The sequence below is a fragment of the Dehalobacter sp. 12DCB1 genome (genome assembly GCF_004343605.1).
Taxonomy (GTDB): Bacteria; Bacillota; Desulfitobacteriia; order Desulfitobacteriales; family Syntrophobotulaceae; genus Dehalobacter.
On sequence record NZ_POSF01000011.1, the window covers coordinates 228,510 to 252,225 of the forward strand.

At 42.5% G+C, this 23,716-nt stretch carries 24 protein-coding genes; 10 read left to right on the forward strand and 14 right to left on the reverse strand.

What is annotated here, in order from left to right:
- Positions 1 to 97 precede the first annotated feature (97 nt).
- Positions 98 to 3,109, forward strand: a complete 3,012-nt coding sequence (locus C1I38_RS04650; protein ID WP_243109290.1) for an EAL domain-containing protein — start codon at positions 98 to 100, stop codon at positions 3,107 to 3,109.
- On the opposite strand, the gene C1I38_RS04655 is transcribed toward C1I38_RS04650, so the two are convergent.
- From C1I38_RS04655 to C1I38_RS04665, 3 genes are all read right to left on the reverse strand, one after another.
- The gene (locus C1I38_RS04655; protein WP_119776101.1) at positions 3,110 to 4,240 is read right to left on the reverse strand and encodes an aldo/keto reductase; all 1,131 of its coding nucleotides are present in this window, start codon (positions 4,238 to 4,240) and stop codon (positions 3,110 to 3,112) included. It lies immediately after the preceding gene.
- 43 nt (positions 4,241 to 4,283) lie between these two features.
- The gene (locus tag C1I38_RS04660) at positions 4,284 to 4,739 is read right to left on the reverse strand and encodes a DUF1232 domain-containing protein (RefSeq protein ID WP_119776099.1); all 456 of its coding nucleotides are present in this window, start codon (positions 4,737 to 4,739) and stop codon (positions 4,284 to 4,286) included.
- A 248-nt stretch (positions 4,740 to 4,987) separates the two neighbouring features.
- On the reverse strand, positions 4,988 to 5,134 hold the full coding sequence (locus C1I38_RS04665; RefSeq protein ID WP_119776098.1) for a small, acid-soluble spore protein, alpha/beta type: 147 nt from the start codon (positions 5,132 to 5,134) through the stop codon (positions 4,988 to 4,990).
- 315 nt (positions 5,135 to 5,449) lie between these two features.
- Between C1I38_RS04665 and C1I38_RS04670 the strand changes: the two genes are divergently transcribed.
- The 5 genes from C1I38_RS04670 to C1I38_RS04690 all read left to right on the forward strand — a co-directional run bounded on the left by C1I38_RS04670 (position 5,450) and on the right by C1I38_RS04690 (position 8,928).
- On the forward strand, positions 5,450 to 6,337 hold the full coding sequence (locus C1I38_RS04670) for a metallophosphoesterase family protein (RefSeq protein WP_119776096.1): 888 nt from the start codon (positions 5,450 to 5,452) through the stop codon (positions 6,335 to 6,337).
- A 204-nt stretch (positions 6,338 to 6,541) separates the two neighbouring features.
- On the forward strand, positions 6,542 to 6,856 hold the full coding sequence (locus tag C1I38_RS04675) for a PadR family transcriptional regulator (protein WP_132102101.1): 315 nt from the start codon (positions 6,542 to 6,544) through the stop codon (positions 6,854 to 6,856).
- Positions 6,846 to 7,205 carry a DUF1048 domain-containing protein gene (locus tag C1I38_RS04680; protein WP_020491534.1) on the forward strand — a complete coding sequence of 120 codons (360 nt, stop codon included), beginning with the start codon at positions 6,846 to 6,848 and terminating at the stop codon, positions 7,203 to 7,205. The genes C1I38_RS04675 and C1I38_RS04680 overlap by 11 nt, the downstream gene beginning before the upstream one ends.
- 2 nt (positions 7,206 to 7,207) lie before the next feature.
- Complete coding sequence (locus tag C1I38_RS04685) at positions 7,208 to 8,155, forward strand: ATP-binding cassette domain-containing protein (RefSeq protein ID WP_119776094.1); 948 nt, start codon at positions 7,208 to 7,210, stop codon at positions 8,153 to 8,155.
- On the forward strand, positions 8,152 to 8,928 hold the full coding sequence (locus C1I38_RS04690; protein WP_119776093.1) for an ABC transporter permease: 777 nt from the start codon (positions 8,152 to 8,154) through the stop codon (positions 8,926 to 8,928). Before C1I38_RS04685 ends, C1I38_RS04690 begins: the two co-directional genes overlap by 4 nt.
- A 79-nt stretch (positions 8,929 to 9,007) precedes the next feature.
- On the opposite strand, the gene C1I38_RS04695 is transcribed toward C1I38_RS04690, so the two are convergent.
- The 6 genes from C1I38_RS04695 to C1I38_RS04720 form a co-directional block, all read right to left on the reverse strand.
- On the reverse strand, positions 9,008 to 10,522 hold the full coding sequence (locus tag C1I38_RS04695) for a DUF4173 domain-containing protein (RefSeq protein ID WP_119776091.1): 1,515 nt from the start codon (positions 10,520 to 10,522) through the stop codon (positions 9,008 to 9,010).
- Positions 10,515 to 10,733, reverse strand: a complete 219-nt coding sequence (locus C1I38_RS04700; protein WP_020491530.1) for a helix-turn-helix transcriptional regulator — start codon at positions 10,731 to 10,733, stop codon at positions 10,515 to 10,517. Before C1I38_RS04700 ends, C1I38_RS04695 begins: the two co-directional genes overlap by 8 nt.
- 14 nt (positions 10,734 to 10,747) lie before the next feature.
- A complete protein-coding gene (locus tag C1I38_RS04705; RefSeq protein ID WP_119776090.1) occupies positions 10,748 to 11,194 on the reverse strand; it encodes a DUF2975 domain-containing protein in 447 nt (148 codons plus the stop codon).
- Between the two features lie 314 nt (positions 11,195 to 11,508).
- On the reverse strand, positions 11,509 to 11,919 hold the full coding sequence (locus C1I38_RS04710) for a hypothetical protein (protein WP_119776088.1): 411 nt from the start codon (positions 11,917 to 11,919) through the stop codon (positions 11,509 to 11,511).
- A 26-nt stretch (positions 11,920 to 11,945) separates the two neighbouring features.
- The gene (locus C1I38_RS14350; protein ID WP_119776086.1) at positions 11,946 to 12,515 is read right to left on the reverse strand and encodes a DnaJ domain-containing protein; all 570 of its coding nucleotides are present in this window, start codon (positions 12,513 to 12,515) and stop codon (positions 11,946 to 11,948) included.
- A 6-nt stretch (positions 12,516 to 12,521) separates the two neighbouring features.
- Positions 12,522 to 13,334, reverse strand: coding sequence for a DUF5685 family protein (locus tag C1I38_RS04720; RefSeq protein ID WP_020491526.1), 813 nt, complete (start codon positions 13,332 to 13,334; stop codon positions 12,522 to 12,524).
- A 348-nt stretch (positions 13,335 to 13,682) separates the two neighbouring features.
- Here C1I38_RS04720 and C1I38_RS04725 point away from each other — a divergent pair, with 348 nt between their 5' ends.
- Genes C1I38_RS04725 through C1I38_RS04735 form a run of 3 tightly spaced genes read left to right on the forward strand, consistent with a single transcriptional unit; the run spans position 13,683 to position 16,200 of the window.
- Entirely contained in the window at positions 13,683 to 14,564 is an 882-nt protein-coding gene (locus C1I38_RS04725) for an ABC transporter ATP-binding protein (RefSeq protein ID WP_026156289.1), read from the forward strand.
- A 5-nt stretch (positions 14,565 to 14,569) separates the two neighbouring features.
- Positions 14,570 to 15,370, forward strand: a complete 801-nt coding sequence (locus tag C1I38_RS04730) for an ABC transporter permease subunit (protein WP_020491524.1) — start codon at positions 14,570 to 14,572, stop codon at positions 15,368 to 15,370.
- Positions 15,371 to 15,405: 35 nt separating this feature from the next.
- Positions 15,406 to 16,200, forward strand: a complete 795-nt coding sequence (locus C1I38_RS04735; RefSeq protein WP_119776084.1) for an ABC transporter permease subunit — start codon at positions 15,406 to 15,408, stop codon at positions 16,198 to 16,200.
- A 432-nt stretch (positions 16,201 to 16,632) separates the two neighbouring features.
- Here C1I38_RS04735 and C1I38_RS04740 read toward each other — a convergent pair whose 3' ends face one another.
- The gene (locus C1I38_RS04740) at positions 16,633 to 18,189 is read right to left on the reverse strand and encodes an LCP family protein (RefSeq protein ID WP_243109291.1); all 1,557 of its coding nucleotides are present in this window, start codon (positions 18,187 to 18,189) and stop codon (positions 16,633 to 16,635) included.
- Between the two features lie 283 nt (positions 18,190 to 18,472).
- Between C1I38_RS04740 and C1I38_RS04745 the strand changes: the two genes are divergently transcribed.
- Positions 18,473 to 18,997, forward strand: a complete 525-nt coding sequence (locus C1I38_RS04745; protein ID WP_119776081.1) for a demethoxyubiquinone hydroxylase family protein — start codon at positions 18,473 to 18,475, stop codon at positions 18,995 to 18,997.
- 214 nt (positions 18,998 to 19,211) lie between these two features.
- Here the strand turns inward: C1I38_RS04745 and C1I38_RS04750 are convergent, their stop codons facing one another.
- The 4 genes from C1I38_RS04750 to nrfD all read right to left on the reverse strand — a co-directional run bounded on the left by C1I38_RS04750 (position 19,212) and on the right by nrfD (position 23,709).
- Positions 19,212 to 20,510: a 4Fe-4S binding protein gene (locus C1I38_RS04750; protein WP_119776080.1), complete on the reverse strand. Its 1,299-nt coding sequence runs from the start codon at positions 20,508 to 20,510 to the stop codon at positions 19,212 to 19,214.
- A 14-nt stretch (positions 20,511 to 20,524) separates the two neighbouring features.
- A complete protein-coding gene (locus tag C1I38_RS04755) occupies positions 20,525 to 21,667 on the reverse strand; it encodes a 4Fe-4S binding protein (RefSeq protein WP_119776078.1) in 1,143 nt (380 codons plus the stop codon).
- Between the two features lie 30 nt (positions 21,668 to 21,697).
- Positions 21,698 to 22,408 carry a molecular chaperone TorD family protein gene (locus tag C1I38_RS04760; protein ID WP_119776077.1) on the reverse strand — a complete coding sequence of 237 codons (711 nt, stop codon included), beginning with the start codon at positions 22,406 to 22,408 and terminating at the stop codon, positions 21,698 to 21,700.
- A gap of 116 nt (positions 22,409 to 22,524) precedes the next feature.
- Entirely contained in the window at positions 22,525 to 23,709 is a 1,185-nt protein-coding gene (gene nrfD, locus C1I38_RS04765; protein ID WP_119776075.1) for an NrfD/PsrC family molybdoenzyme membrane anchor subunit, read from the reverse strand.
- Between the last annotated feature and the right edge of the window lie 7 nt (positions 23,710 to 23,716).

The following is a 23,716-nucleotide window of genomic DNA, read 5'->3' on the forward strand; positions in this document are numbered from 1 at the left end:
GTAGAATTATTTGGTAGAATTTTTAATAAGCCAATTATTACTCTATAAAAATGATGTAATCTGGTCTTAGCAGTATTTTACATCAGGGAAAGGACATATGGAACCATCATACTTATTTTCAGTACTATTTTTCTTTTCTTGTGTAATGAGTAGCTTTCTTGGGGCTTATACACTTTATCTCGACCGGAAAGCCGGATTGAACAAAGCTTTTTTTGCGCTATGTATTTCCTTGAGTATATGGGCTTTCGGATTCTCTATTTGTGTTTCCGCCCAGAATCAAGAACTTAGCTTAATCTGGCGTAGGATCTCAGTTATTGGCTGGGGATCGTTTTTCAGTATCTTGCTGCATTTCAGTATCATTCTGACCGAGAAAAAAGGTTTGCTAAACAAATGGTGGCTATATCTTTTGCTTTATTTTCCCTCAGTCCTGACCATTTATATTTATGGGGTCTCCAGTTCTGCGGAATCGAAGTATAAATTAATCCATACAGTCAATGGTTGGATTAATGTTCCGAATAGCGGTTTTCATTCTTTTTTTAATTATTATTATATTCTTTTTTGCATCGTTTCCGCAGGAATGATTTGGTTATGGGGGAGAAAAGCCTCTTCCCAGAGCAGTAAGGAAAAGGCAAGGCTCATCCTATCTTGGATTATTGCGACTTTAATCTTTGCATCCTTTACGGATATTGTCGCCAGCACTTTTTGGAAAATGCCGCTTCCCCAATTGGCTCCTTTTATTATCTCGATGTCGCTCATCGTCATTTACTACGCAATTAAAAAATACGGACTGATGAAGCCGGAAAAGATCATCAGTGCTGAAGAGACCATCTTAAATGAATCAACCCGCGGGAATATTATCAGTTATTTAGCCTTTGCTTTGTTCGCGTGCAGTCTTGTTAATTTTGCTTCCTTTTTTCTTTCTAACATGCCTCACGATTTAACGCCTGTCATATTGACAAGTATCGCTATCCTTTTTTTAGGACTTGTCATTTTGTTCGTGAAGTGGATGCCTATCGCGGAAAATAAAAAAGATATTACTTATTTTGTGATTTGTGTTCTCGCCATTCCAATTTTCACTTTAAGGTTTATTCAAACCGGGAGTATCACAATTTGGGCGTTTCCTATTATTTTTATAATTATTGCCCTGGTGTTCAATAAACGCATTATCTTAATTGCATTGGGAATTTCTATCATATCTACCCAGATTCTAACCTGGATCCTAGCACCAGATGTTAAAGTTGAGATAAATGCTGATGACTATTTTGCAAGAATCTTTTTATTCATTGTCTTTCTTTGGTTGGCTTTCTATGTCAATAAATTGTATATTCGCAGACTGAAAGAAAATGCAGAGCAGATGAAGCTGCAAAAATTAATCTCAAAAATTTCTTCGGATTTTATCACAGCAAATCAAATGAATTTAGAGCACAAAATCAATCAGGCGCTTGAGGAATGCGGACGTTTTTTTGAGATGGACCGAACCTGGATTTATTTATTGGACCGGGAGCAACATCGCGTTAGCCCTGCGTTTGCCTGGCACCGGCATGATCGTGTTTACAGAGAAGCTATAGAATGCCCGGGAGGGGGAGACTCAAACCTTATAAATCAAATGTTAGAGGGCAAAATTATTCATACACAATCAGTCATTTGCGTCCCCATTGCCGAAAATGAGCAGGTCGTCGGCTTATTCGGGATTGAGTCTCTCAGAACCATGAAGAAATGGCGTGAAGACCAGATTGATTTACTAAAGGTCATTGCGAATATTTTGGGAGACGCTTTGACGAAAGTTCAGGCGGAAAGAGAAATTGAACAATTGGCCTACTATGATCATTTAACGAAGCTGCCCAACCGGGTGTTGTTCGGGGACAGGGTTACGCAAGCGATCCACCAATCCAGTCGGATTCAAAAAATGTTCGCGGTAATTTTCCTGGATCTTGATTCTTTTAAAACGGTTAATGATACTTTGGGCCATGAAGGCGGAGACGAACTGATCACTGAAGTCGGGCGAAAATTAGTGGAATGTATCCGCAAAGCCGATACGGTATCCCGTTTTGGCGGCGATGAATTTCTGATCTTGCTGAATAATATTTCCGACTATCAAGATGTTCGGATAATTGCCGATAAAATAATAGGTCTATTCAAAGAACCGGCGGTATTAAGGGGTCAGGAATTCTTTGTTACAGCAAGTGCAGGGATTGCACTATATCCAATCGATGGACAAGATACGGAAACGTTGATTCAAAACTCAGATATTGCAATGTATAAAGCCAAAGAAAAAGGGAAGAACCAGTACGCCCTCTGTTCTTCAGAGATGAAAGAGGATGTCCGAAATAATCTGATCCTGACAAACAGTCTATTCCGAGCTTTAGAACGCAAAGAATTGTCGGTGTATTACCAGCCTCAGGTCCATCTTCCGGAAGCAAACATCATCGGAATGGAAGCTTTGTTAAGATGGAAGCATCCGGAGTTAGGAATGATATCCCCGGCAGTATTCATTCCGATCGCCGAGCAAAGTGGGATCATTAACACGATCGGAGAATGGGTGCTTAAAACAGCTTGCCGGCAAAATAAAATCTGGCAGGATAAAGGATATCCTCCGGTACGAATGTCCGTTAATATTTCGGTAAATCAACTTCGTGACCCGAATATTGTTGGGCAGATCGCAAATGTCCTTCAAGAAACCGAACTCAAACCCGAGTATCTGGAATTGGAAATCACAGAAGGTTCTGCGATAAATGAAGCAAATAATATTGTTCAGGTTTTAAACAATTTTAAGAAATTAGGCATTACTATCTCTATCGACGACTTTGGCACAGAATACTCCTCTTTAAACAGGCTCAAAAATTTACCGATCGATCGATTGAAAATGGATATGCATTTTGTTCATGGTATTGAAAAAGATGAAAAAGACAGAGCAATCACCAAAGTGATTATAAATCTGGCTAAAAATCTAGACCTGGAGGTTATTGCCGAAGGGGTGGAGACCGAGAAACAAGTAAGATTTTTAAGTCAGAACATGTGCAACGAGGTTCAGGGTTATTATTTCTACCAGCCCATGCCTGCTGAGGAAATAGAAGAATTATTAAGAAAGCCATGCGCCAATATTATATAATCAGCTCCAATTACCCTTCGTTTCCGCCGTAAATTCCCCATGTACTTTCTTCAGTAAAACTGGGATATCCAGCGACTGCGGGCAATGTCCCTCACAAATTCCACAAGAGATACACTGATCAGCACCGGAACCGGAGGGAAGTAAATTTTCCTTGTACATCCCCTTGTCCACCCAATGCGTTTTCATGAGCTTATGGCTGTTATAGAGTTTGAATATTTCAGGAATGCTGACGCCCTGGGGACAGGGCATACAATAGCCGCAGCTCGTACAGCCGACACTGTTATTGGACTCAAAAGCTTTCTGAATCTTTTTGATCAGATTTTGGTCGGCCTCGGACATGACGTTGACCGCAGATTCATCAAAGATCCGTAAATTGTCCTTCAACTGCTCCAGCGTGCTGGCTCCACTGAGAATCACGGAAATCTCAGGCATATTGTAAAGCCAGCGGAAGCACCACTCGATGAAGGATCTCTTTTCCGGATATTGGCGAACCAAATCAGCGACTGCTTCGGGAATGTTCGCTAGCATGTAGCCGCCCCTTAACGGTTCCATGATGACGACCGCCAGGCCCTTGTCTGCAGCATATCTCAGACCTTCGATCCCGGCCTGCTGATTTTCATCCAGAATATTCAGCTGGATTTGCGCCATTTCCCAATCAAAGGCATCCACGACCTGTTTGAATGCTGGCAGTGTCCCATGAAAAGAAAAACTCTTGTGCAGTATCTTTCCCTTTTGAATCATTTTATCAAGAAAAGTAAGGCCATCCAATTGATTCACTTTCTCCCAATTGTCATGGCTCATGTTGTGAAGAAGATACATGTCGATATGATCGGTTCCTAAGCGTTTCAGCTCTTCATCCAAGTATTTCTCGAAGTCTTTGTGACTGCCGATTTTCCAAATGGGGCTTTTCGTGGCGATCAACACCTGATTCCGATAGCCCCTCTGAAGCGCTTTCCCGGTAATCATTTCGCTGCCTGGATACATGTAAGCAGTGTCCAGGTAATTGACGCCGTTGTCTACCGCATACCGCACCATTTCTATCGCTTCCTCTTCACTTTTCGGAAATCGCATACAGCCAAGCCCAAATCTTGAGACTTGGAGTCCCGTTTTTCCAAGCATCGTATATTGCATGATCGTACGCTCCATTTATCTTTTTTGTTACACCCTTATTGCGTTATTTATTAAACATCCCTTTAATTTTCTTCCAAAATCCGGTGCCAACCATATTATCGGCAATTCTTATGATTTCCTGGATTTTAATCAGGATATCGCCCTCACCGGCCCAGTGCCTGCGGACAACTTCCGGGTTCGTGTTATTAATAATGGAGTTCAGGACATACGCAGCTACAGATATATCGTCAACAAATCCTACCGGCCCTAAAAAGGCCTCAGGGATTAAATCAATCGGTGAGACAAAATAAGCAATCGCAATCGCCAGTTTTGCTTTATCGTCTACGTTGACTTCTTTGTCTACGGTCAATTTGCACAGGAGATAAAACAAGTCGGGTGCAATCAGGATATACTCTGCATACTTATTGGTTTTACCTTCTTCGCTTGTGAAGTAGTCCTTGATCTTTTTCCTTAGAGATTGATAAAAATCATCATGGTCGTTTCGGATTTGATCACTCATGATCTAACCTCTTTTCGTTATTTTATGTACAACAGCGTTATTTTAGTTATTCTTCAGCTTTTATTGTATCTTCTTTCTCTGACAATTGCACATAGTTTTGTGCCGCAATACTTCTTCCAGATACTTTTGGTGATATTTTACAGGTATAATTATTTCAATTTTGAGGTATCCTATTTAAGGTAAAGAGAAAAGGAGCCGTTTTAACGGCTCCCTCATAGTTAACCATTTACTCTCGAGAATCAGTTTTTTTAACGATGGCCTAAGCTTTCAAAAGTCTTCTTCACCATATATCCGCCTACGGAACCATTCTGTCTAGCAGATGTATCTGGGCCTAAGTTTACACCCATTGAACTAGCTGCTTGATTCTTATCTACGGGAAGTCTATATTTTGCCATTATTTTTTCCCTCCTTTCCTATTGGAATGTACACTTATTATTAACATATTTACCTTTTCTACACTGGCAGTTTTTGTTAAAGCCTCATTGACTTAAAAATAATGGTACATAAAAAGTAACCTTGGAATAACTTTTAGTTCCAAGGTTTGTCTTTGCAAGCAAATAAGTTTCCTTGAGCAGATCGTCTTGTCGTATTCAGTAACTTATTTATTCAGTAACTTATTCATATCGTTGGAAGAAGACCGGTACTCTTGATACTCCCCCCAGAATATATTGACATTAAACGAAGATGTTTTTGGGCGGGTGGTATCTCCTATGAATGCTGTAGATCGTATTTCTAAAGCTTTTCAATCAGCGGCAGAAATCCCTATTGACGATTCCTCGAAAATAATCTTAATGAGTGATGTCCATAGGGGCGACGGCAGCTGGGCTGATGATTTTTCCGGGAATGAGAATCTGTATTTTGCTGCGTTAGCTCACTACTATCATGAACAGTACACGTATATCGAGCTTGGTGACGGTGATGAACTTTGGAAGTATAAAAACATGTCGGACATCGTGCCTGTTCATAAGGATACATTTTCGCTTCTACAAAATTTTTTTAATGAAAACCGCGTTTATTTTATTTACGGAAACCATGACATGATGAAAAGTAATGGTCACTTTGTACAAAAATGCTTTAACCGGTATTATGATGCCGAGAAGAAAAGTCACGTTCCTTTATTTGAGAAGGTTATATTTCGTGAGGGGCTCATTTTGCGGTATAAGAATTTCGATCATAAAATTCTTTTGATCCACGGGCATCAAGGCAGCATGTTGGATTATGCGTTTTGGGGGTTAAGAAGATTTTTAGTCAGATATGTCTGGAAGAGACTTGAATTATTCGGTTTTAAAGACCCCACCAGCACAGCAAAAAATTATCGCAAGAAAGATTCTATAGAACGAAACCTTACTGAATGGGTCGTACAGGAAAAGCATATGTTGATTGCCGGTCACACCCATAGGCCCATGTTTCCTGATGCGGGTAAACCGCTTTATTTTAATGACGGCAGTTGTGTTCATCCTCGTTCCATCACAGGGATAGAGATCACAGAAGGCAACATTGCACTCGTTAAATGGAGTGTCAAAACCAAAGACGACGGTACCTTGTATATAGGCCGGGAAGTTCTTGCAGGACCTAGAGACTTAAAGGAATACCTTTAAGTCTCTGGTCTTTTTGGCAACGCAATGCCGTCTTAACAATATAGAACGATCAGTAGAATGATCAATAGAATGATCCATTGTGAAAGAACTTATGTAAAAAACTTTGTTCGCCTTATTGACTTCCATCTACTACGTGTTATTATATAGTAGTAATATGTAATACTTAGTAGATGGAAGGTGTCAGATACGGATAACTTAACAGAAATGCTCAAAGGCGTTCTTGAAGGCTGTGTGCTTGAAATCATTGGCCGCGAAGAAACTTATGGTTATGAGATTACGAAAAAACTAAACGCTCTTGGTTTTGAAGAGGTTGTCGAAGGAACAGTGTATACGATTTTAGTGCCTCTTGAAAAAAACAAGCTGGTGGACATTGAAAAAAAACCATCTGAAATCGGGCCGCCGAGGAAATTCTATAGCCTGAATCCGGCTGGGCAAAGGGAACTCTCATTATTCTGGGAAAAATGGAACTTTGTCTCATTAAAAATCAATGGGTTAAAGGAGAATCGTCATGTTCAATAAAATATTTTTAACTTTAAAACGCTGGAGGCAAGAAAAAATCGATTATAAAATTTACAGGAAGCGAATTCAGGCTCTGCCGGAAGATTATCAAATTGTTATCAAAGAAATTGAGGCGTTCATGTGGAATTTTGCATTAGGCTCCAGCATGATGGATGTCCTTACGGATATGCTGGAACTGTTTGAATCAGGAGCACAGGAAGGGAAAAATGTGCTCGATATTGTGGGCGATGATGTCGGGGATTTTTGTGACGGGCTCCTTAAAGAAGTTCAAGCCGAGACCTGGACGGGCAAACGGAAAGTAATGGTTAACCAAAGTATTCATAAGAAACTTGGAAAGCGGGGAGATTGAAAATGCTGCAAAGCAAAGCCATTTCCGTCAGCGGGCTTAAGAAATCCTACAAAGACCTCAAAGTGCTTGAAGATGTCAGCTTTTCCGTGCAAAAAGGAAGTATTTTTGCCCTGTTAGGTTCTAACGGAGCAGGCAAGACGACTGTCATAAGAATTCTGACGACCTTGCTGAAGCCGGACGCGGGATATGCTCAGGTATGTGGCTTTAATGTCCTGGAGCGTCCGGAGCAGGTACGGGAGGCAATTAGCCTGACCGGACAATATGCAGCTGTGGACGATATTCTAACAGGACGGGAGAATATGCAAATGATTGGTAAACTGCGCCACTTGAACGATGTGGCCGGTAAAATCAATGAATTGCTGCTCCGCTTTGCTCTTACGGAAGCCGCCGACCGGCATGTTGCGACGTATTCCGGTGGAATGCGCAGGCGTCTGGACCTGGCAATGAGCTTGCTTGGTTCGCCATCGGTTGTATTCCTTGATGAACCCACCACCGGTCTTGACCCGCAGGCTCGCACGGCAATGTGGAAAATCATTAAAGAGCTTGCGCAATCCGGGGTTACCGTATTTTTGACTACACAATATTTAGAAGAGGCGGACGTGCTTGCTGACTATATTGCCATCTTACATCATGGGAAAATTGTGGCCCAAGGAAGCGCGGACCAACTCAAAAAAATGCTCCCTCACGGACATATCGAACTACGCTTTCGACACGAAAACGAAGTAACCTTGGCAGGTGAATTGCTGTCAGAATACAACATAAGTTTGGACAGGGAAACCCTTACACTTAACATTGTAACTGACGGAAGTGTCAGACAGATGATGGATACTCTTGTCCGGTTGGAGCAAGCAGGCATTTCGGCCACCGAATTTATGCAAAAGTCACCAACGTTAGACGACGTGTTCCTTTCTGTAATAGGAGAAGATCATGCAAAGGAGGGTACGCTATGAATACCACGTTAACCATTAAGAACCGGATCAGCGATACGACAGTGATGTGCGGCCGTGTGCTGCGGCATACCCTGCGTAGTGTAGACACCATCATTACGGTCATCGCCATGCCGGTGATGATGATGCTTGCGTCCGTATATGTATATGGCGGTGCGATGGATTTGGGCAGGGTGAACTATATCGACTATATCGTACCCGGCATCCTATTATTTTGTATCGTCAGCGGCGTCGCGTACTCAGCTGTGCGCCTGAATAATGATGTAACCAAGGGAATCTTTGAACGTTTTCATTCCATGCCCATTGCAAAATCATCCATCTTGGGCGGTCATGTCTTAACTTCAGTCCTGTTTAACGCCGTCTCTGTCTTAGCAGTGCTGCTGGTTGCCCTTTTGATTGGGTTCAGACCGGGAGCCGGGATTGTCGGATGGCTGCTCGCCAGCGGGATCTTACTTTTGTTCACACTTGCCATGACCTGGATTGCCGTTACCTTTGGCCTGCTTGCAAAAAGCCTTGAGGGGTCAGGAGTGTTCAGCTATCTTTTGATGATATTGATATTTACAAGCTCCGCATTTGCGCCGACCGGAACCATGCCGGCCGCACTGCGCTATTTTGCGGAAGTTCAACCTATGACGCCGATCATTGATAGCGTCCGCTCCTTATTGATGACTGGGACTGTAAGTAATGCTGTTTGGCTAGCGATTCTCTGGTGCGTGGGAATTTGGATTTTCTTCCATCTCGCCGCGATGCGGATCTATAAGCGTCGGATAGAATAACCTATCATTTGGATCTATTAGCAATCAAAAAAATCCATGAGAAAAACTCATGGATTTTTTGTATCGGCTGCCGAAGCTATCAGAGCATCTTTCTGATGCTTTCCGCCGTATGCCGCTGAAAATTGAAATCCCGGAATGTTTCTTGACGCGGCTCTCTAAGCGCCGATCCAGCTGATTGATCAATGGCCGCCTTAAGATCCGCCTTCAGGCTCTGATCCGTTGTTTCCTGGTATAAGGTGTAGATGTACGGGACCGCTGCCTCAGACAGGCTGGACAAAGCCTGCACATCAAGATTCTCCAGGGTCCCGTTACTGTACCTGTCAATATTATAGGCAGCGATTCGGCCGTCGATGTTCCCGTAGCTTAGGATCATGAAAAACATTACAAATCCGACCAGCATGATCCTGGCGGCGTTAAATTTTTTAAACTGTCTGACGGCAATCACCGCAAACAGAAAGAGCAGCACAAGCATAAACCAGGTCGTATAGACACGCAGCGGGGTCAAACCAAAATAATGGATGTACATCACCATCTTGCTAATGGCCGTAATGATCAACATCAAGGTGAAAAGGCATAAAATGGCTGTTTCTATTTGCAGAATCCTCACCTTGTCCCTTTTCACAATGAGATGGGCCACCGTAATCACGACCATATTGATTCCGGCTACCGCACAAAGTTCAAAAAAACCTCTGCGGGCATACTCCGCATGCGTCATGAGTTCCGGAAGACGGTCATTGAATGCTGAGAAAAGATAGGTGATTTGAGAAAGGAAAAAGACCATAAAGACAAGATTCAATGCTGTCAAGGCGGTGTATACGGTCACTCCCGGGGAAAAACGGAAAGCAGCGGCCGTTTTGTCAACAGTCTCGACGGTGACATATCCCGTATTCCTCCCATGCCGGTCGCCGTAAATCAATCCGTACAGATAACAGGCGACGGGGATTCCCATCAATATCTGGACAATAATATTCATCGATACCGAGAACTGCAGATTCGCGATCATCCCTGCAAAAACAGCATCGGCTCGTGTCAATAGGTTGATGACTGCGGCCAGGATCGGAATCATCACAAGAATACCAACCGCGCCGGCCAGAAGGGATTTTCCTTTTTGATTTCTGCCAAACAGTCTCTTGACCGCGCCAAAACAGCAGCCAAAATTTCGGAATGGGATGACCAAAACCTGATTAAAAAGATCGCCCAGGATATAGGCGGAGATCCTTTTCTCCAGGTTTCTGCCCGTAGACAGGCTGATCCAATAGATGACAGCGGCTGTAAGAAAGATAAAATTCAGTCCTTTGATCAGGATATTGTCAAAAAGCAAGAAAACCAGGGAAGACAGGATAATGACAATAAAACACAACCAGCTCGTTCTTGTTTGACGAAACTTGCCTGATTTCAGATATAGGACGGTAGACAGACAGAATACCGCTGCAAATAAGGTAACACCTGCACCAAGACCGGCATCCAGGATCAGATTCCAATATAAGAAGCCACAGGCCAGCATGGCTAATGCGAAAACAATATCACTTCTTGTATAGGTTGCCGTATCCATACTGTTATTCTTCTCCGTGTTATTCTTCTCCGTGTTATTCATCTTCCTGTTCTCCTTTCCGATACTCTAATAAATCTCCGGGCTGGCAATTCAGAACCTTGCAGATTTCTTCCAGGGTCGAAAAGCGAATGGCCTTGGCCTTGTTGTTTTTTAGAATTGAAAGATTAGCCGGAGTGATTCCGATTTTATCCGCCAGCTCACCGGCAGAAATTTTTCTTTTTGCCATCATAACGTCGAGATTAACGACAATCAATGAGAATCCCTCCCCTAGATCGTAAAATCATTTTCCCTTTTGATAACGATTGCCTGTTCAAAAACATTTTTGATCACTCTCAGGATCAGCCCTAAAAAAGCGGCACAAACGGCTATAATCACAAAAAGAATATAATAAAATCCTGAGATGAATAAAATGACGGAGACAACAAAACTGCACCATGACAACGCCCGCAGGAGCTTGACATTTTTTTCTACAAACACTTCTTCCCGCCTGATGTTGGAAAGAAGCATGCCAAGGCAGATCAAGGATAACATCCCCGGCAGAACACAGGCATAGACCGTTAGGAGCAAGGAATGAATGATTTCAGGATCTTTTCCTGTATAGCTTACATATGTAGCGATTAAGTTCGGCATAGCAAAAGCTGCGCATATGACCAGAACAATGGCGATCTTGGTACAAATGGAAGATAGTCTTACAGACTTACTTGGATTCCACATTGTATCATACCCTTTCTATCTATTTTGGTTCTATTGTAAATGGTGCATTATCGTAAGTCAATATTAATTTATCATTTTACGATATATTTATGTTGTTTATAGATAAACTTCATCAACCATCAACCGTCAGTCCGTCATCCCATTATCTGGACGCCCCCACCCCCCCACAATTCCTGACGGTGATGGAAAAAGATAATAAACAGATCATCAAAGCAAAATAAAAATAACCTTGGAATGACTTGAGTACCAAGGTTATTCTTTTTAGTTCTTACTGTTTATAAAGTACTACTATGATCAAATTTATTTGTTCTTAGTTATAAGCGGATACAGAGCTCGAATTCATGATGGCAGCAAGGGCACTTTACTGTATGTTTGCCTTTTCGCCGCGGCAGCCGAAGTACTCTTTTACAGTGTGGACATTTGCGGAAACGGTGAGTTTTAATTTCTTTGATTCGGCGCATCGTCAAAGAACCTTCAGCCTTAATCCTATTCCATATTTTCATGAATTTATCGTTTTCCTGGCGTCTTTTATAGATGTTCCGGGATAAGCTTCTGAAGATCATTCCCGCCAGAATGGCCCCCATCAAAACACTGATGATACCGGAACGGATAAACGTATTGGCGATCAGCAATACAAACCAGACCCCAAGCAAAGCATAATACAACTGATCGATGCCGTACCGGCCAATCATCAAACGTGTCAGCTTATTTTTCAGATTACCCATGGTTCACACTCCTTACGCAATTCTCCTCAACAGAACGGACAGCAAAGGTCCGCAATACATAAGCCAAAACAGAGTTTGTCCAGCGTGTCGTTCGGCATGCCGAAGCCGCGTCTTTGTTGCTGATAAATCCTTCCGCCACGCTGCAGCATATTTAAGACGCGTTGGTATTCCGGATTGCCGGGATTCATGCGTACAGCTGTTTCGGCGTGGTTCAGCGCAGTGATAATGTTGCCGATACCGGCATTGGCAACAGCACTGCAATAGTACCATTCGGCATTTCGGTCGCTCATCCTTGCCAAAATATTCAGCGCCTCGCGAAAATAGCCCAAATTAATATAGTGTTTTACCGAAGCATATCCTGAGGAAGCATCTCCCCCGGAAGCGTTGCTCCCGTTGTAATAGGTATTTGGGTAGGGGGTTCCGCTTTTGATCTGTTCGTAAGCGGCATTGATCTCACTCATCTTCTTAGCCGCTTCCGCATTGCCGGGATTCAGGTCCGGGTGGTATTTTTTGGCCAGTTTGCGATAGGCTTTTTTTATTTCATCATCCGCAGCCGTCTGAGAAACACCCAGTACTTGATAAGGATCGGATATCATTCTTTCTTATCTCCCCTTTGCTTTCTTATTCGCTGCTTCATACCTTGTCCAAACGCCTGAATAGAGAATGTTTTCAATGAGGTTTTGATCGCGTTTGATTGGCAGTTGCCGGTATTTTTCCATACAGTCGGCCATAAGCAGATTTAATATTTGCGGAAAATGATCTGTTGATAACGCCGTCAGCGGATTATAGCATTCTTTTTGGATATCCTTTTTGAGATCAAGACAGGCATCCATAATGTAAATGAATTTGCCAAGCGATTCTCCAAAGTTACGTAAATCTTGAGCATCGTCATCTTCTTGGAAAACGAAGACTTCGCCCATGAGTCTGCCGAAACAACTTGCAGGAATATCTGGTTTTAGTTCCCCTGATTTTTCTATGTCGGAAAGGGTGTTCAAGCATTCGCTGATGACAGCACATTGCCTGGGATAGCGGATGGCAGCCTGCCTGTATTTCTTTTCGAACAGCTTGGCTTCACCCAGCGATAGGATCTTCCGTTCATCCTTCCAATCATCGAGAAATTTGAAATAAGTCAGGACAATACTCATATCGGCGGTATAATCTGAGATGTCGTTGTGCCAATAGCAGTGAGGTTTACGAGGATGCATGATGCATCGCCCGGTTTGAATGGTCGTATCTTTCTGATAAAGCGCTGAAAGGAACAGTACGAGGAAAGTCATGTCATAGTTTAGTGTGATACGGCTGAGGATGCCGTGACGGTCTCCCAGCGTCTGGCATAAACCGCAGTAGCACGACCGATAGTGTATTTTTTCTTCGGCAGTTAGCTTATCGATATTGGCGACAACATAACCGAACATATTTTTCACCTGACTTCCCTGACTTCATTCATATCTTATATAAATAAAAAAAACCTTCACCCCAAGGGCAAAGGTCTCGCTTACAAATCAGTCAATTGCAATAAAGCCGGGATCGAAATCCGTCTTGACGACTTTATTATCCAGCTACTCCCCTTTGATTTACGATAACGCAATTATACCAGAAGGAAAATTTTGATGCAACTACGAATATTTTGTTATGCAAAAATTTACTGCTAAAATAACATAAAAAAAAACGGCTGTGATACAATAGGTCTAAACCAAGGAAAGTATTATGTTCATTCAAAAATGATGTATGTATCCTTAACAGACAAGGAGGAGGTAACATCAATGACCGTCATTCAAACGAGGGATCTCACGAAAAGTTACAACAAGGCAAGGGGTATTGTCGATGTGAATCTCGATGTCACGGAAGGAGAGATCTTTGGGTTTATCGGGCCAAACGGTGCTGGCAAATCGACGACCATCCGAACGTTGCTCGGGCTTATCTACCCCACTAAGGGAAGCGCCGAAATCTTCGGTAAAAATTGCAGTGAGTTCCCGGAAATACGCAAAGAAGTGGGCTATCTGCCAAGTGAGGTATTTTATTACGATAACATGAAAGTTATCGATCTGCTTAAATATTCCGCGAGCTTTTACAAAAAGGATTGTATGAAAAGAATAAAGGAGCTTGCGGAGATCATGGATCTCGACCTCAAGAAAAAGATCGACGATCTCTCTTTTGGCAATAAAAAAAAGGTTGGCATTGTCCAGGGGCTGCTCCACGAGCCCAAGCTAATCATACTTGACGAGCCAACCAGTGGTTTAGACCCGCTGATGCAGCAAAAATTCTTTGACATTATCGCGCAGGAGAATCAAAAGGGTGCCACCGTATTCTTTTCATCGCATATTCTTGACGAAGTTCAGAGGATGTGCGACAGGGTAGCGTTCATCAAAGACGGTAAAATCATAAAACTTGAAAAAATGAGCACGCTTCAGGCAGATAGCTATAAGAGTTTTAAAATTGAAGCAAAATCTCCCATAGCCGGAGAAACCTTCAATATCAGTGGTGTAAGCCGGCTTGAAATCAAAGAGAATACGGCTGATTTTATTTTCAAAGGCAACATTAATTCTATAATGAAAAAAATTGCGGAGATTGAGCTTGTCAACATATCCATTTACGAACCTGACCTTGAAGAGATCTTTATGCATTATTATGCCAAGGAGGGTTGATCGTTATGAATATGTTTTGGCACGAGCTAAACTCGCTGCGAAAATCGACGATTCTATGGACATGCACTTTGATTGCGCTCGCTGGGATTTACTTTTCTGTCTATCCCGCAATTGCGAATGATGCGGCAGATTTTAAAAGGCTGCTGGGCGGCTACCCGGCGTCGGTGAGGGCAATACTCGGTATTTCGCTTGACAGCATCACCTCTCTTTTGGGCTTTTATTCGATGATATTCACATTTATCACACTGTGCGGTGCCATTCAGGCCATGAATCTCGGCGTCTCTATTCTTTCCAAAGAAACGAGGGAAAGGACAGCGGACTTTCTTCTCGTCAAGCCTGTTTCGCGTTGGGCTATTGTCAGCTCCAAGCTTCTAGCTGCACTAACCATGCTCATAATCACAAACGTAATCTATTATGCGGCTGCCTCCATCCTTGCAACCATGGTTAAAACAGCAGATTTCAGCATTACGCTGCTTTTTATGATCAATCTTACGCTGCTTTTCATTCAGCTCATTTTTTTCTCAGTCGGTGCTGCAGTCGCGGTGATCATTCCAAAGTTAAAATCCGTGCTTCCGGTCTCACTCGGGGTCGTTTTTGGATTTTTCTTTATTGGAGCGCTTTTAGCCACTGGTGAAAATGATGCGGCACGCTTTCTCTCACCGTTTAAATATTTTAATCCTTCTTATATTATTAGAAATTCAAACTATGAAGCCCCCTACCTTATCACAGGCGCTGTTATTGTTATTATTGCAACGGTAACCGCCTATATCATTTATGCCAGAAAAGATATCCATGCCGTGAGCTGATTAACTTTGGATTTCACTAAAAGGGAGGTCGGATCATGAATGTTTTTTTAAGAGAATTAAAGGCCAATAAAAAAGCGTTGATCATATGGAGCGTTTGTATGTTTTTGGGGGTTCTAAGCGGCATGGGCAAATATACGGCCTATTCGGCAGGCGGACAGTACAACAAAATTTTTGAAAATATCCCCTACTCCATCAAAGCGCTGTTGGGAATGGGCTCATTCGATGTAACCACGATGTCCGGGTATTTTGCAATGTTGTTCCTTTACATTGAGATTGCAGCTGCCATCCATGCTGTTTTGCTAGGAGCCGGCATAATTGCTAAAGAGGAACGAGATAAGACAACCGAATTCCTGATGATCAAGCCCGTCTCAAGAGATACCATTATCACTTCCAAGCTTCTTGCAGCCTTTGTGAATGTGGTCATTCTGAATATTGTAACGCTTGTTTCTTCCCTTGTTATGGTCGCTGCTTACAATAAGGGAAATGACATTTCAAGTGAAATAGTAATGTTCATGTTGAGCATGTTCATCGTTCAGCTTATCTTCCTTTCACTTGGAACAGCACTGTCGGCTTTCCTCAAGAATCCGAAAACTTCGGGTTCCCTTGCCGCAGGGATACTCTTCACTGCATTCGTGATATCCAAAATAACGGATATAACAGACAAGCTGAACGCTCTTAACCTACTCTCGCCTTTTAAATATTTTAGTTATGTTCATTTGGCAGAGGGCAATGGGCTCGACCTAACGGCTGTCATACTCTCGCTTGGGCTTGTTTCTATCTTTTGTATCTCCACCTATATCTTTTATCGAAAAAGGGATTTGCACGTTTAATCCTTCAGCCGGGTAATTTCATCTACAAGTTAGTAAATTCTCCTTTCATCCATAAAACGAGTGAGCTCAGGAAAAAGTCACATTCTTTCCAGAGAGTCCTAACCTTACCCTAGACGAACTTTGCACCCTCTTTCTGATATATATAAAATAAAAAATTGATGAACATGTCATTGTTCATCAATTTTTTCGTAACAGAAGGAAAATATCGATCGAAGCCTGAAATATCTTGTCTCAAAACATATGATATACAAACTGGAATTTTCAGTTACAGTCGAAACTGCATCGGTTTCCTGCAAATTATTTTGCCTGTGTTACCGGTTACTTCCGTTGACAATGTGCCTTGCCCGAAGGTTATGACAAGAAACCTGATCACTACTTATCACGACTATGTGCCGGCTTCAACAGATGTTCATACAGTATTGATATTCGACATCATAGTGGAAATACTGCCGTTATGACCCCCGAACCGGCCGCATTTGTCGCTGTTGCGCCCGGCACTGTGAAATAGTTTACGTTAATTCCTTCCACAGTATATCCTTCTTTCGGAGCCAGCGTGATAGTTGCTGTGTATTGCTGACCTTCCACAAAGGAGGCGTCGGCCGGTGTCCAGGTGACCGTCCCCGTATACTGCTCCGTTTCGGTGATTGCTGTCACGGGTGCCGCTCCCGGTGCAGGCGGTGTAACCCCGGCTATTCCCGAAATGTCGATGGTGGCTGCTGACGTTATAGGTGGTAACGCCTTGAACACTGCCGTAATGACCCCGGATCCTGCAGCATTATGCGCTGCTGCTCCCGGTACGGTAAAGAAGTTCGCACTGACACCTTTTAAGGTATACCCTGCTTTAGGAACGAGCGTAATCGTCGCTGTATATTCCTGACCTGCAACAAAGGTACTGTCGGCAGGCAACCAGGTGATTGTCCCCGAATACTGCTCCGTTTGGATCGTTATCACGGGTATCGCTCCCGGTTCAGGTGCCGTTACCCCGGGTATTTCCGGTATATCAATCGCAGCTGCCGTAGACGGGGCCGCAAGGTGGGCTTTAACTTCCGGATCCAAGGAGGTAAGGACCGTGCTGTCCCAGACTTTATCAGTGGTTTTACCTAAAAGAAGGTTCTGAGCTACTTCTTTGGCCGCGTCCCTGTTTACCTCCCAGTAGCTTAACCCGTCAAGATTAATCGCATCGCCAGGCAGTGTTTGGGTCACGATCGTTGCATCTTCAAAAGACTTGGCCGCCCCGGCGAGCTTTAGGAGATCTTTCAGAGACAAGTCTGTTTCTACGGCCTTCATTAATTCCGGGATCAGCTTGGGCAGTTTTAATATGGTGGCGGGCTGAAGCATTTTTTTGCCTACAGCGGTCAGCACTTTCTGCTGCCTGGCGGTTCTTCCGATGTCGGCCGTTGCGTCATGACGAAAACGGGCATATTGGAGTGCCTTGGTCCCGTCTAATTCCTGCACCCCTGCTTTCAGGTTGATATAGCCGTCCTCTTTATCCCCGGTCTCATACTTCATATTTTTTTCCACGTCAATGGTGATCCCGCCCAGCGTATCGATCATATCCTTGAACCCATTAAAATTCGTCAGGACATAGCCGTCCAGCTCAATACCGGTCAGTTCGGTAACTTGTTTTTCCAGCTCCGGGATCCCTTTTAACATGGGGACAGCATTGATTTTACAATAGTTTTTTGATCCGGGAAGTGTTACCCGGGTGTCTCTCGGAATGGACAGTAACGAAATGAGTTTCGTCTTCGGATCAAAGCTGGCTACGATGATCGAGTCCGAATTGTAAGAACTTGCCCCTGGCCTTTTATCGGTCCCGATCAAAAGAATACTGACCCGATTGTTCAAATTCACACTGTCGCCGGGCAGATTGCCTCCCTTAGCGAAATAGAAGGCAAATGCTGCCGTCCCGGCAACAATGCCTGCGATTATCAGTGCTATGATCATAAAAACTTTTTTCAGTTTTTTCTTCTTTCTCTTTTTTTCAACCATTACATTCACCCCATTTTGATTTTGTGCCATAAAAAACATACCACTTATTACCGCGGGGAGCAATACCAATTTTTTGTTATTCTGCCAACCAAGCGATAAATTTTATCCGCAGTATCCAACATTCTTACTTAGTGAAATGATTTGATCTGATTTTAGAGATAGTACCATTACTCTCGGCATGCAATTTGAGAGATCGTTGGCAAATAATTTTTACAAAACCAGAGAAGACTAATGAATACTTACTCTTCTAAATGAACACTTACTCTTCTATAGGAGATTTAAAATGGATGAAAAACGAACAGCAAAATTAAAAAAGATCTACGAGTTGGAGAACCTTCAGATCCATTATTATCACTCCCAATTATCTGAAAGCGATGACCCGATATTTAACAAAGCTCTATTTAAAATCGTCGAAGCTGATAAAAAGCATGCTGAATTTTTTACCGAGCTTTTTCGTGAACATAACGTAAACATCCCGCTAATCACAGCAAGTATTGCCGACATTGCCGGGAGTATTATCGGGGAGGCGATTGAATTAGCCGGGCAGGAAAATATCTGTAAGATTGGGTTTGCCTTAGAAAATCAGATATTGGAAATATACGCTGACTTAATAGAAGAAAACCTAAATTCAGATTTATTAGATAAGCTCATAGACTTTAAGATTGATAAGGAATTTCATGCCTTATGGCTGCAACACTATGCTCAGTATCTAAAACACCAAAAATCCCAAAAATCCTATAGTAATAATCTCATCCAAAATCCCATCGAAGATCATCCAACCGTGAACATGAATGTACGTTTGATCTGAATCATTTTGTTTACTTTAATTCAAAACCGTTTACGCTATCCAATGTTAATAATAACTGAATACTAGATTCAAACTAATCTTTAAAATTTTTTCATAACAGAAGGAAAATATTTGATGTCAGATGAAGATGGCAATACGCCTGTTTTTATCCCAGTTATGAATATAAGCATGAGTTCGGACATTCCGATACCCATGCTTTTTTTGTGAATCTAAACTAGGACATACTGCTAATATTAAGTAATAAAGCAATAAGAATGATTATATTTACTATGGAAACAAGAACAAGGTATAACTTATCCTGTCGACTCATCCCGGAAATCTTTTGGGGACAAGAAGCATTGTCGCAGTGATTACAATTTGCATTTTCCCTAATCTCTGTTTTCTTTCTCTTCAATTTCCGTTGAAGGCGCGCCATAAAATCCAGCATCAAACCTACTGGACAAAAACTATGGCACCAGAAACGAAACAAAGCAATCGACATCAACAGGATGATCGACATGATGATCCATTGAGCGATATTCCCACTGCCGTCAAAGCAAACAGAGAACGGTTCGTAGCTGGCAATCCCGGCATTATTAAAAATTAACGCGGTCATGGCCGCTACCCACAACATCCACCAGCGATATTTACCGACTTTTGATTGGATGTTTTGAGAAGGGGAAAACTTAAACAGGTTTAGACTGCGATATATTCCCTCCTGAACCGCACCAAAAGGACAAAGCCAACTGCAATAAAAATTCTCCCCCCGGAACAGCGTAATAATCAGGATACCGGGCACCATCAGGTACCAAATCGGGCGTTCTACAAATGACGGCAGGTTACCCGAGAAAAGACTGACAAAGTTACTGAAAGTTAAAGAATTATTTAAAATAAATCCAATGAAAATTACGGATAAAAATAACAGCCATGGGCGTAACTTTTTAATCTTTCTGGCAGAGCAAATGATTGCCGTCAAAACTAAGGCTAGGGCCGCCATATCCTTCCAGGTTGGATTAACGCCATCATCGTTGGGAATTTTCATACCCAGTTGCTCATTCGCTATTTGGACCGAACCCTTTTGCACCGCAGCAATAATCGCTTCCGAAGTTATGGTTGCTCCGGACACCGCATTGATATCCCCAAATCCTTGCTCAGGATTTCTTCCAAGAATCTTTTGCAAAAATCCGGTGGCTAGGACTTTATTCAAGTACAAAGGCGTTTCACTATTTTCGGTTAGAGAAACCTTGGTGATTTGTCCTGCTGGATTCAAGACACTGAGTACTGAGAGTTTGCCGCCATAACCAGAAGCACCGGCGATTACACCGTATCCCAAAAAGTTTTCTTGGGCATCCCATAATTTATAGCTGGGATAGTTTCCACCTGCATTTTCAAAACGTGCTGCCGCCGGTTCTCCCTGTCTTAGAACCGACAAGGTGTCTTTTTCGTTAGCAAAATGTTGATAAATGACAGCAAAAATGAGTAGCAATACCATAATACCTATGAGCTTTTTGTCTCTTTGCTTCTCCTTATTCACTTAACTCCCACCATCTAAAGTAATAGTTTTCTGTATTTTTCTTTAATCTCATCATCAATAGCGGTTTCTTCCCGGCACCAATAACATAAATGCCTGGTATTATCAAAGGTAATACTCGTGCATCGCCGGCATTTTATAGCAGCCGCACTGAAGAGTGTAGTTGCTTCAAAGGGTTTCTCAACTTTTTCCCTGTCTCTGCTTATAGCCTCTCTCGGACAAAACAATTGGCAAATCCGGCAGTCCAAACACAACCCACTGGTAAAATAGCGCGTACAGATACCGCCTTCTACAGTATTTTTCAAGGTCTTTGAGGGACAAAAATTAGTACACATTCCACAATTTACGCATTTGTCATTTATTTTAATTGTTGGCCAATAAGCTGGAGAAGCGCCTTTAATCCTGTTATTAGGATACACTTCAGCCAGACGTTTCTGCCAATCAGGCAAATAACTATTTCGTCGTTCTTGATCACGTTCCTTAGAGAAAGATTTTGTATTGTTACGTATGTTTTCGCTTATCTGCCTGCCTTTGCCTATCACAGACAAAAACAAATCCCGTCGTGAAGTAACTTTGAGTCCGGTTTCGATTGCTTTAAGATTTTTTTTGGTTTTGCCCTTACTACTCTGGTGTATATAGTTGATTTCCGGTGTACACCCTGAAGCCTCCAACCATTCAGCCGCTGTCCCTACATTGAAGTCCAACCGGGATAAAGTGCGAGACATAGAACACCCCTCACACTGGTCCAAATGGAGTTCAATTGCTGTTTTTAAGCCGAATTCATACCAAGCTCCCTTAGAAATCATACTTAGACAAGCCGGTAATTGTACTGCTCCCATTTCCCACGTCTTGTCTTTATTAAAAGGAGACGAATGTTTACCACAAAAAAACTCTGTAGCTTTCCATTTCTGTTCCTCTACTTCTTCCACTATTGAGGTCTCATCCCATAGACTGGAGCTAAAGACCTGGGTTGGACAATCATTAAAACATAACCCACAACCACAACATAAGTCTTTATTCAGATAGACGCTATGTTCATGTAATAAAATAGCCTTTGAGGGACAATTCTCTATGCAATGATTGCATTCTACTGCATGATGAGTCTGGTTTAAACATCTATTCTCGGCTATCTTAATCGAAAAACCTTTTTCGAATCTCATGCAAACACCCCTATTTCTTAGGAGAAAATTTTAATAGTTTTTAACCAGCATTTCTCGCATAAAAGCGCTTCCTATTTCTCCGAGAGTACGGTAAACCTCGCTGTTACTTAAGGTAATGCAATGATTAAAGAACTGTTTTGCCCATTTCTTCAAATGTACTTCTGAAAATTCTTGGATTTCCGCCTCTCTCCTATCAAGTTTTTCTTGATTGTTTTCCTGTAAGGCTCTGGCCTTTTCCAGATAAAGATACATCATGAATTCCATCTCAGTCGACATATGGTCACCAGGTTCGTTGACCTCCTTAGTCATCATCAGTCCAGCCTTCTTATAACAACGCTCTGCATCAAGAGCCGCCGGGCTAATGAAAAGACTGGGGCTTCCTTCATTCTTTTCGGGATTAAAGCAAAACAATGTTTCATAGATATCCATTGCCGGTTTTTTCGGATTGGTAAACAATCGTGTATACTCTTGGCGTATCTCTGTAAGAAGCTCTTCCTTTGTCTTTTCATCATTCTGGAACGTTGTAAATTTGGTTTTAATGTGTTGAATCTCTTCTATTGAGAAATTCAGCTCGCAGTAAATAGCTATAACATCTTCCGCTAGACTTCCGTTTAACAAGGCAGTAGCCATTTCCACTGTGGGTAGGCGAAAAAACATAGACAACAATTGATACATATCGGATGCTGCCAAAGATCTTCGAATTTCTTGTTCTTGCGTGTTTACTTCTTGCGTGTTTACCATTTTTTCTCTCCTATCCATTTTCTATATTGAAGATTTTACCGCTTAATTATTAATTGCTTTACCGGCAGGCTGAAACCAATCAGCCTGCCGGTTTGCCGAAAAGAGATATTCTCTGACTAAGCCTGCTCAGATCTCGCGCCAAGCCTATGGTTATCCAAACTTTGATTAGACTTTGACCCGAGATTGAGTCTATCGAGACCGATCATGACCAGTAGACAACCCAAGGCTATAATACCTACTGCTAGTCCGATTTCAATTATTGAAGGTAGGTAGATTCCCTGACCGCTAACGTAACCTTCAGGACCGGGATAAGAAAGCAGTGGATTAAGTAATTGGGCCTGTAAAAGTGTGTATTTAATCATGAAGATCGCAAGAATCCCGACCCCCGCTCCTGCGACGAGCGTTCCCTTGTTGATCAGGAGAACCACACCTGTTGCAATAGCAATTAGTTCTATCCAGAAGAGTGGTGCCCCTTTACCGAGTACCAACCAGTTAAGGATCTTATATTCATCTCCAGCACCGGCATACAAACCGATCGCTGCTTCACCGAAGACTACCATCAATTCGACCGCGAGAAATGCTCCGGCCAGCTTGCCCAGTTTAGATAGTTTTTCGTTGCTTATCTCTATATAACCGCTCTTATTAAGTATCGCAAAGAGGATAATCAGTAATGCCAACGCTGCCACTAGGGCTGCCGCCAAAAATGACAGCGGTTCTACCGGGTTATTCCACAAGGGTCTGGCTACCTGCATCGAGAAGGCGAAGGAGGTAACCGTTACTAATAAACCGGCAATAAAGGCTACCAGAGAAATGCCGTACAAGGCCTTCTCCTCTTTTTCGCCCTGTTCCGCCATAATTAACTGGCGTGTAAATACAATGCCGATAACAACATAGGCTGCTAAAATCACAGTATCCCAAAACATTGGGGATTCAATATTAGCGCTAAGAATAATATTCCAGACTCTTTCCGGATTGCCGATATCCACAATGATGAAGAGTCCAGCGGCAACTACACTGCCGATAGCCCCGACGAAGGCCGCTATCCTTGTAAAAGGCTTATATTCCGCCATCCCTTGGAAAAGGTAGGCCGAGGAGGAAAAGATCAGAGAACCTGCTGCTATACCTGTGAAAAGCATGAACCCGATAATATAAAGTCCCCAGCAATTATTGTTATCCAAATTGGTTAGCTGCAAACCCTTGGTCAGCTGCAAAACCCAGCAAGCCAGGCCAATCACTGACAGAAGGGCGAAAATAATCAACCAAAGTTTTGAACCACCTTGCTTCGCCACTTTTGCATTCATTTTATTA

What these genes read in the sequence shown, in the direction of transcription:
- C1I38_RS04650 (WP_243109290.1), top strand. Translation starts at nt 98, where the DNA reads ATGGAACCATCATACTTATTTTCAGTACTATTTTTCTTTTCTTGTGTA.
- C1I38_RS04655 (WP_119776101.1), bottom strand. Translation starts at nt 4,240, where the DNA reads ATGCAATATACGATGCTTGGAAAAACGGGACTCCAAGTCTCAAGATTT.
- C1I38_RS04660 (WP_119776099.1), bottom strand. Translation starts at nt 4,739, where the DNA reads ATGAGTGATCAAATCCGAAACGACCATGATGATTTTTATCAATCTCTA.
- C1I38_RS04665 (WP_119776098.1), bottom strand. Translation starts at nt 5,134, where the DNA reads ATGGCAAAATATAGACTTCCCGTAGATAAGAATCAAGCAGCTAGTTCA.
- C1I38_RS04670 (WP_119776096.1), top strand. Translation starts at nt 5,450, where the DNA reads ATGAATGCTGTAGATCGTATTTCTAAAGCTTTTCAATCAGCGGCAGAA.
- C1I38_RS04675 (WP_132102101.1), top strand. Translation starts at nt 6,542, where the DNA reads ATGCTCAAAGGCGTTCTTGAAGGCTGTGTGCTTGAAATCATTGGCCGC.
- C1I38_RS04680 (WP_020491534.1), top strand. Translation starts at nt 6,846, where the DNA reads ATGTTCAATAAAATATTTTTAACTTTAAAACGCTGGAGGCAAGAAAAA.
- C1I38_RS04685 (WP_119776094.1), top strand. Translation starts at nt 7,208, where the DNA reads ATGCTGCAAAGCAAAGCCATTTCCGTCAGCGGGCTTAAGAAATCCTAC.
- C1I38_RS04690 (WP_119776093.1), top strand. Translation starts at nt 8,152, where the DNA reads ATGAATACCACGTTAACCATTAAGAACCGGATCAGCGATACGACAGTG.
- C1I38_RS04695 (WP_119776091.1), bottom strand. Translation starts at nt 10,522, where the DNA reads ATGAATAACACGGAGAAGAATAACACGGAGAAGAATAACAGTATGGAT.
- C1I38_RS04705 (WP_119776090.1), bottom strand. Translation starts at nt 11,194, where the DNA reads ATGTGGAATCCAAGTAAGTCTGTAAGACTATCTTCCATTTGTACCAAG.
- C1I38_RS04710 (WP_119776088.1), bottom strand. Translation starts at nt 11,919, where the DNA reads ATGGGTAATCTGAAAAATAAGCTGACACGTTTGATGATTGGCCGGTAC.
- C1I38_RS14350 (WP_119776086.1), bottom strand. Translation starts at nt 12,515, where the DNA reads ATGATATCCGATCCTTATCAAGTACTGGGTGTTTCTCAGACGGCTGCG.
- C1I38_RS04720 (WP_020491526.1), bottom strand. Translation starts at nt 13,334, where the DNA reads ATGTTCGGTTATGTTGTCGCCAATATCGATAAGCTAACTGCCGAAGAA.
- C1I38_RS04725 (WP_026156289.1), top strand. Translation starts at nt 13,683, where the DNA reads ATGACCGTCATTCAAACGAGGGATCTCACGAAAAGTTACAACAAGGCA.
- C1I38_RS04730 (WP_020491524.1), top strand. Translation starts at nt 14,570, where the DNA reads ATGAATATGTTTTGGCACGAGCTAAACTCGCTGCGAAAATCGACGATT.
- C1I38_RS04735 (WP_119776084.1), top strand. Translation starts at nt 15,406, where the DNA reads ATGAATGTTTTTTTAAGAGAATTAAAGGCCAATAAAAAAGCGTTGATC.
- C1I38_RS04740 (WP_243109291.1), bottom strand. Translation starts at nt 18,189, where the DNA reads ATGGTTGAAAAAAAGAGAAAGAAGAAAAAACTGAAAAAAGTTTTTATG.
- C1I38_RS04745 (WP_119776081.1), top strand. Translation starts at nt 18,473, where the DNA reads ATGGATGAAAAACGAACAGCAAAATTAAAAAAGATCTACGAGTTGGAG.
- C1I38_RS04755 (WP_119776078.1), bottom strand. Translation starts at nt 21,667, where the DNA reads ATGAGATTCGAAAAAGGTTTTTCGATTAAGATAGCCGAGAATAGATGT.
- C1I38_RS04760 (WP_119776077.1), bottom strand. Translation starts at nt 22,408, where the DNA reads ATGGTAAACACGCAAGAAGTAAACACGCAAGAACAAGAAATTCGAAGA.
- nrfD (WP_119776075.1), bottom strand. Translation starts at nt 23,709, where the DNA reads ATGAATGCAAAAGTGGCGAAGCAAGGTGGTTCAAAACTTTGGTTGATT.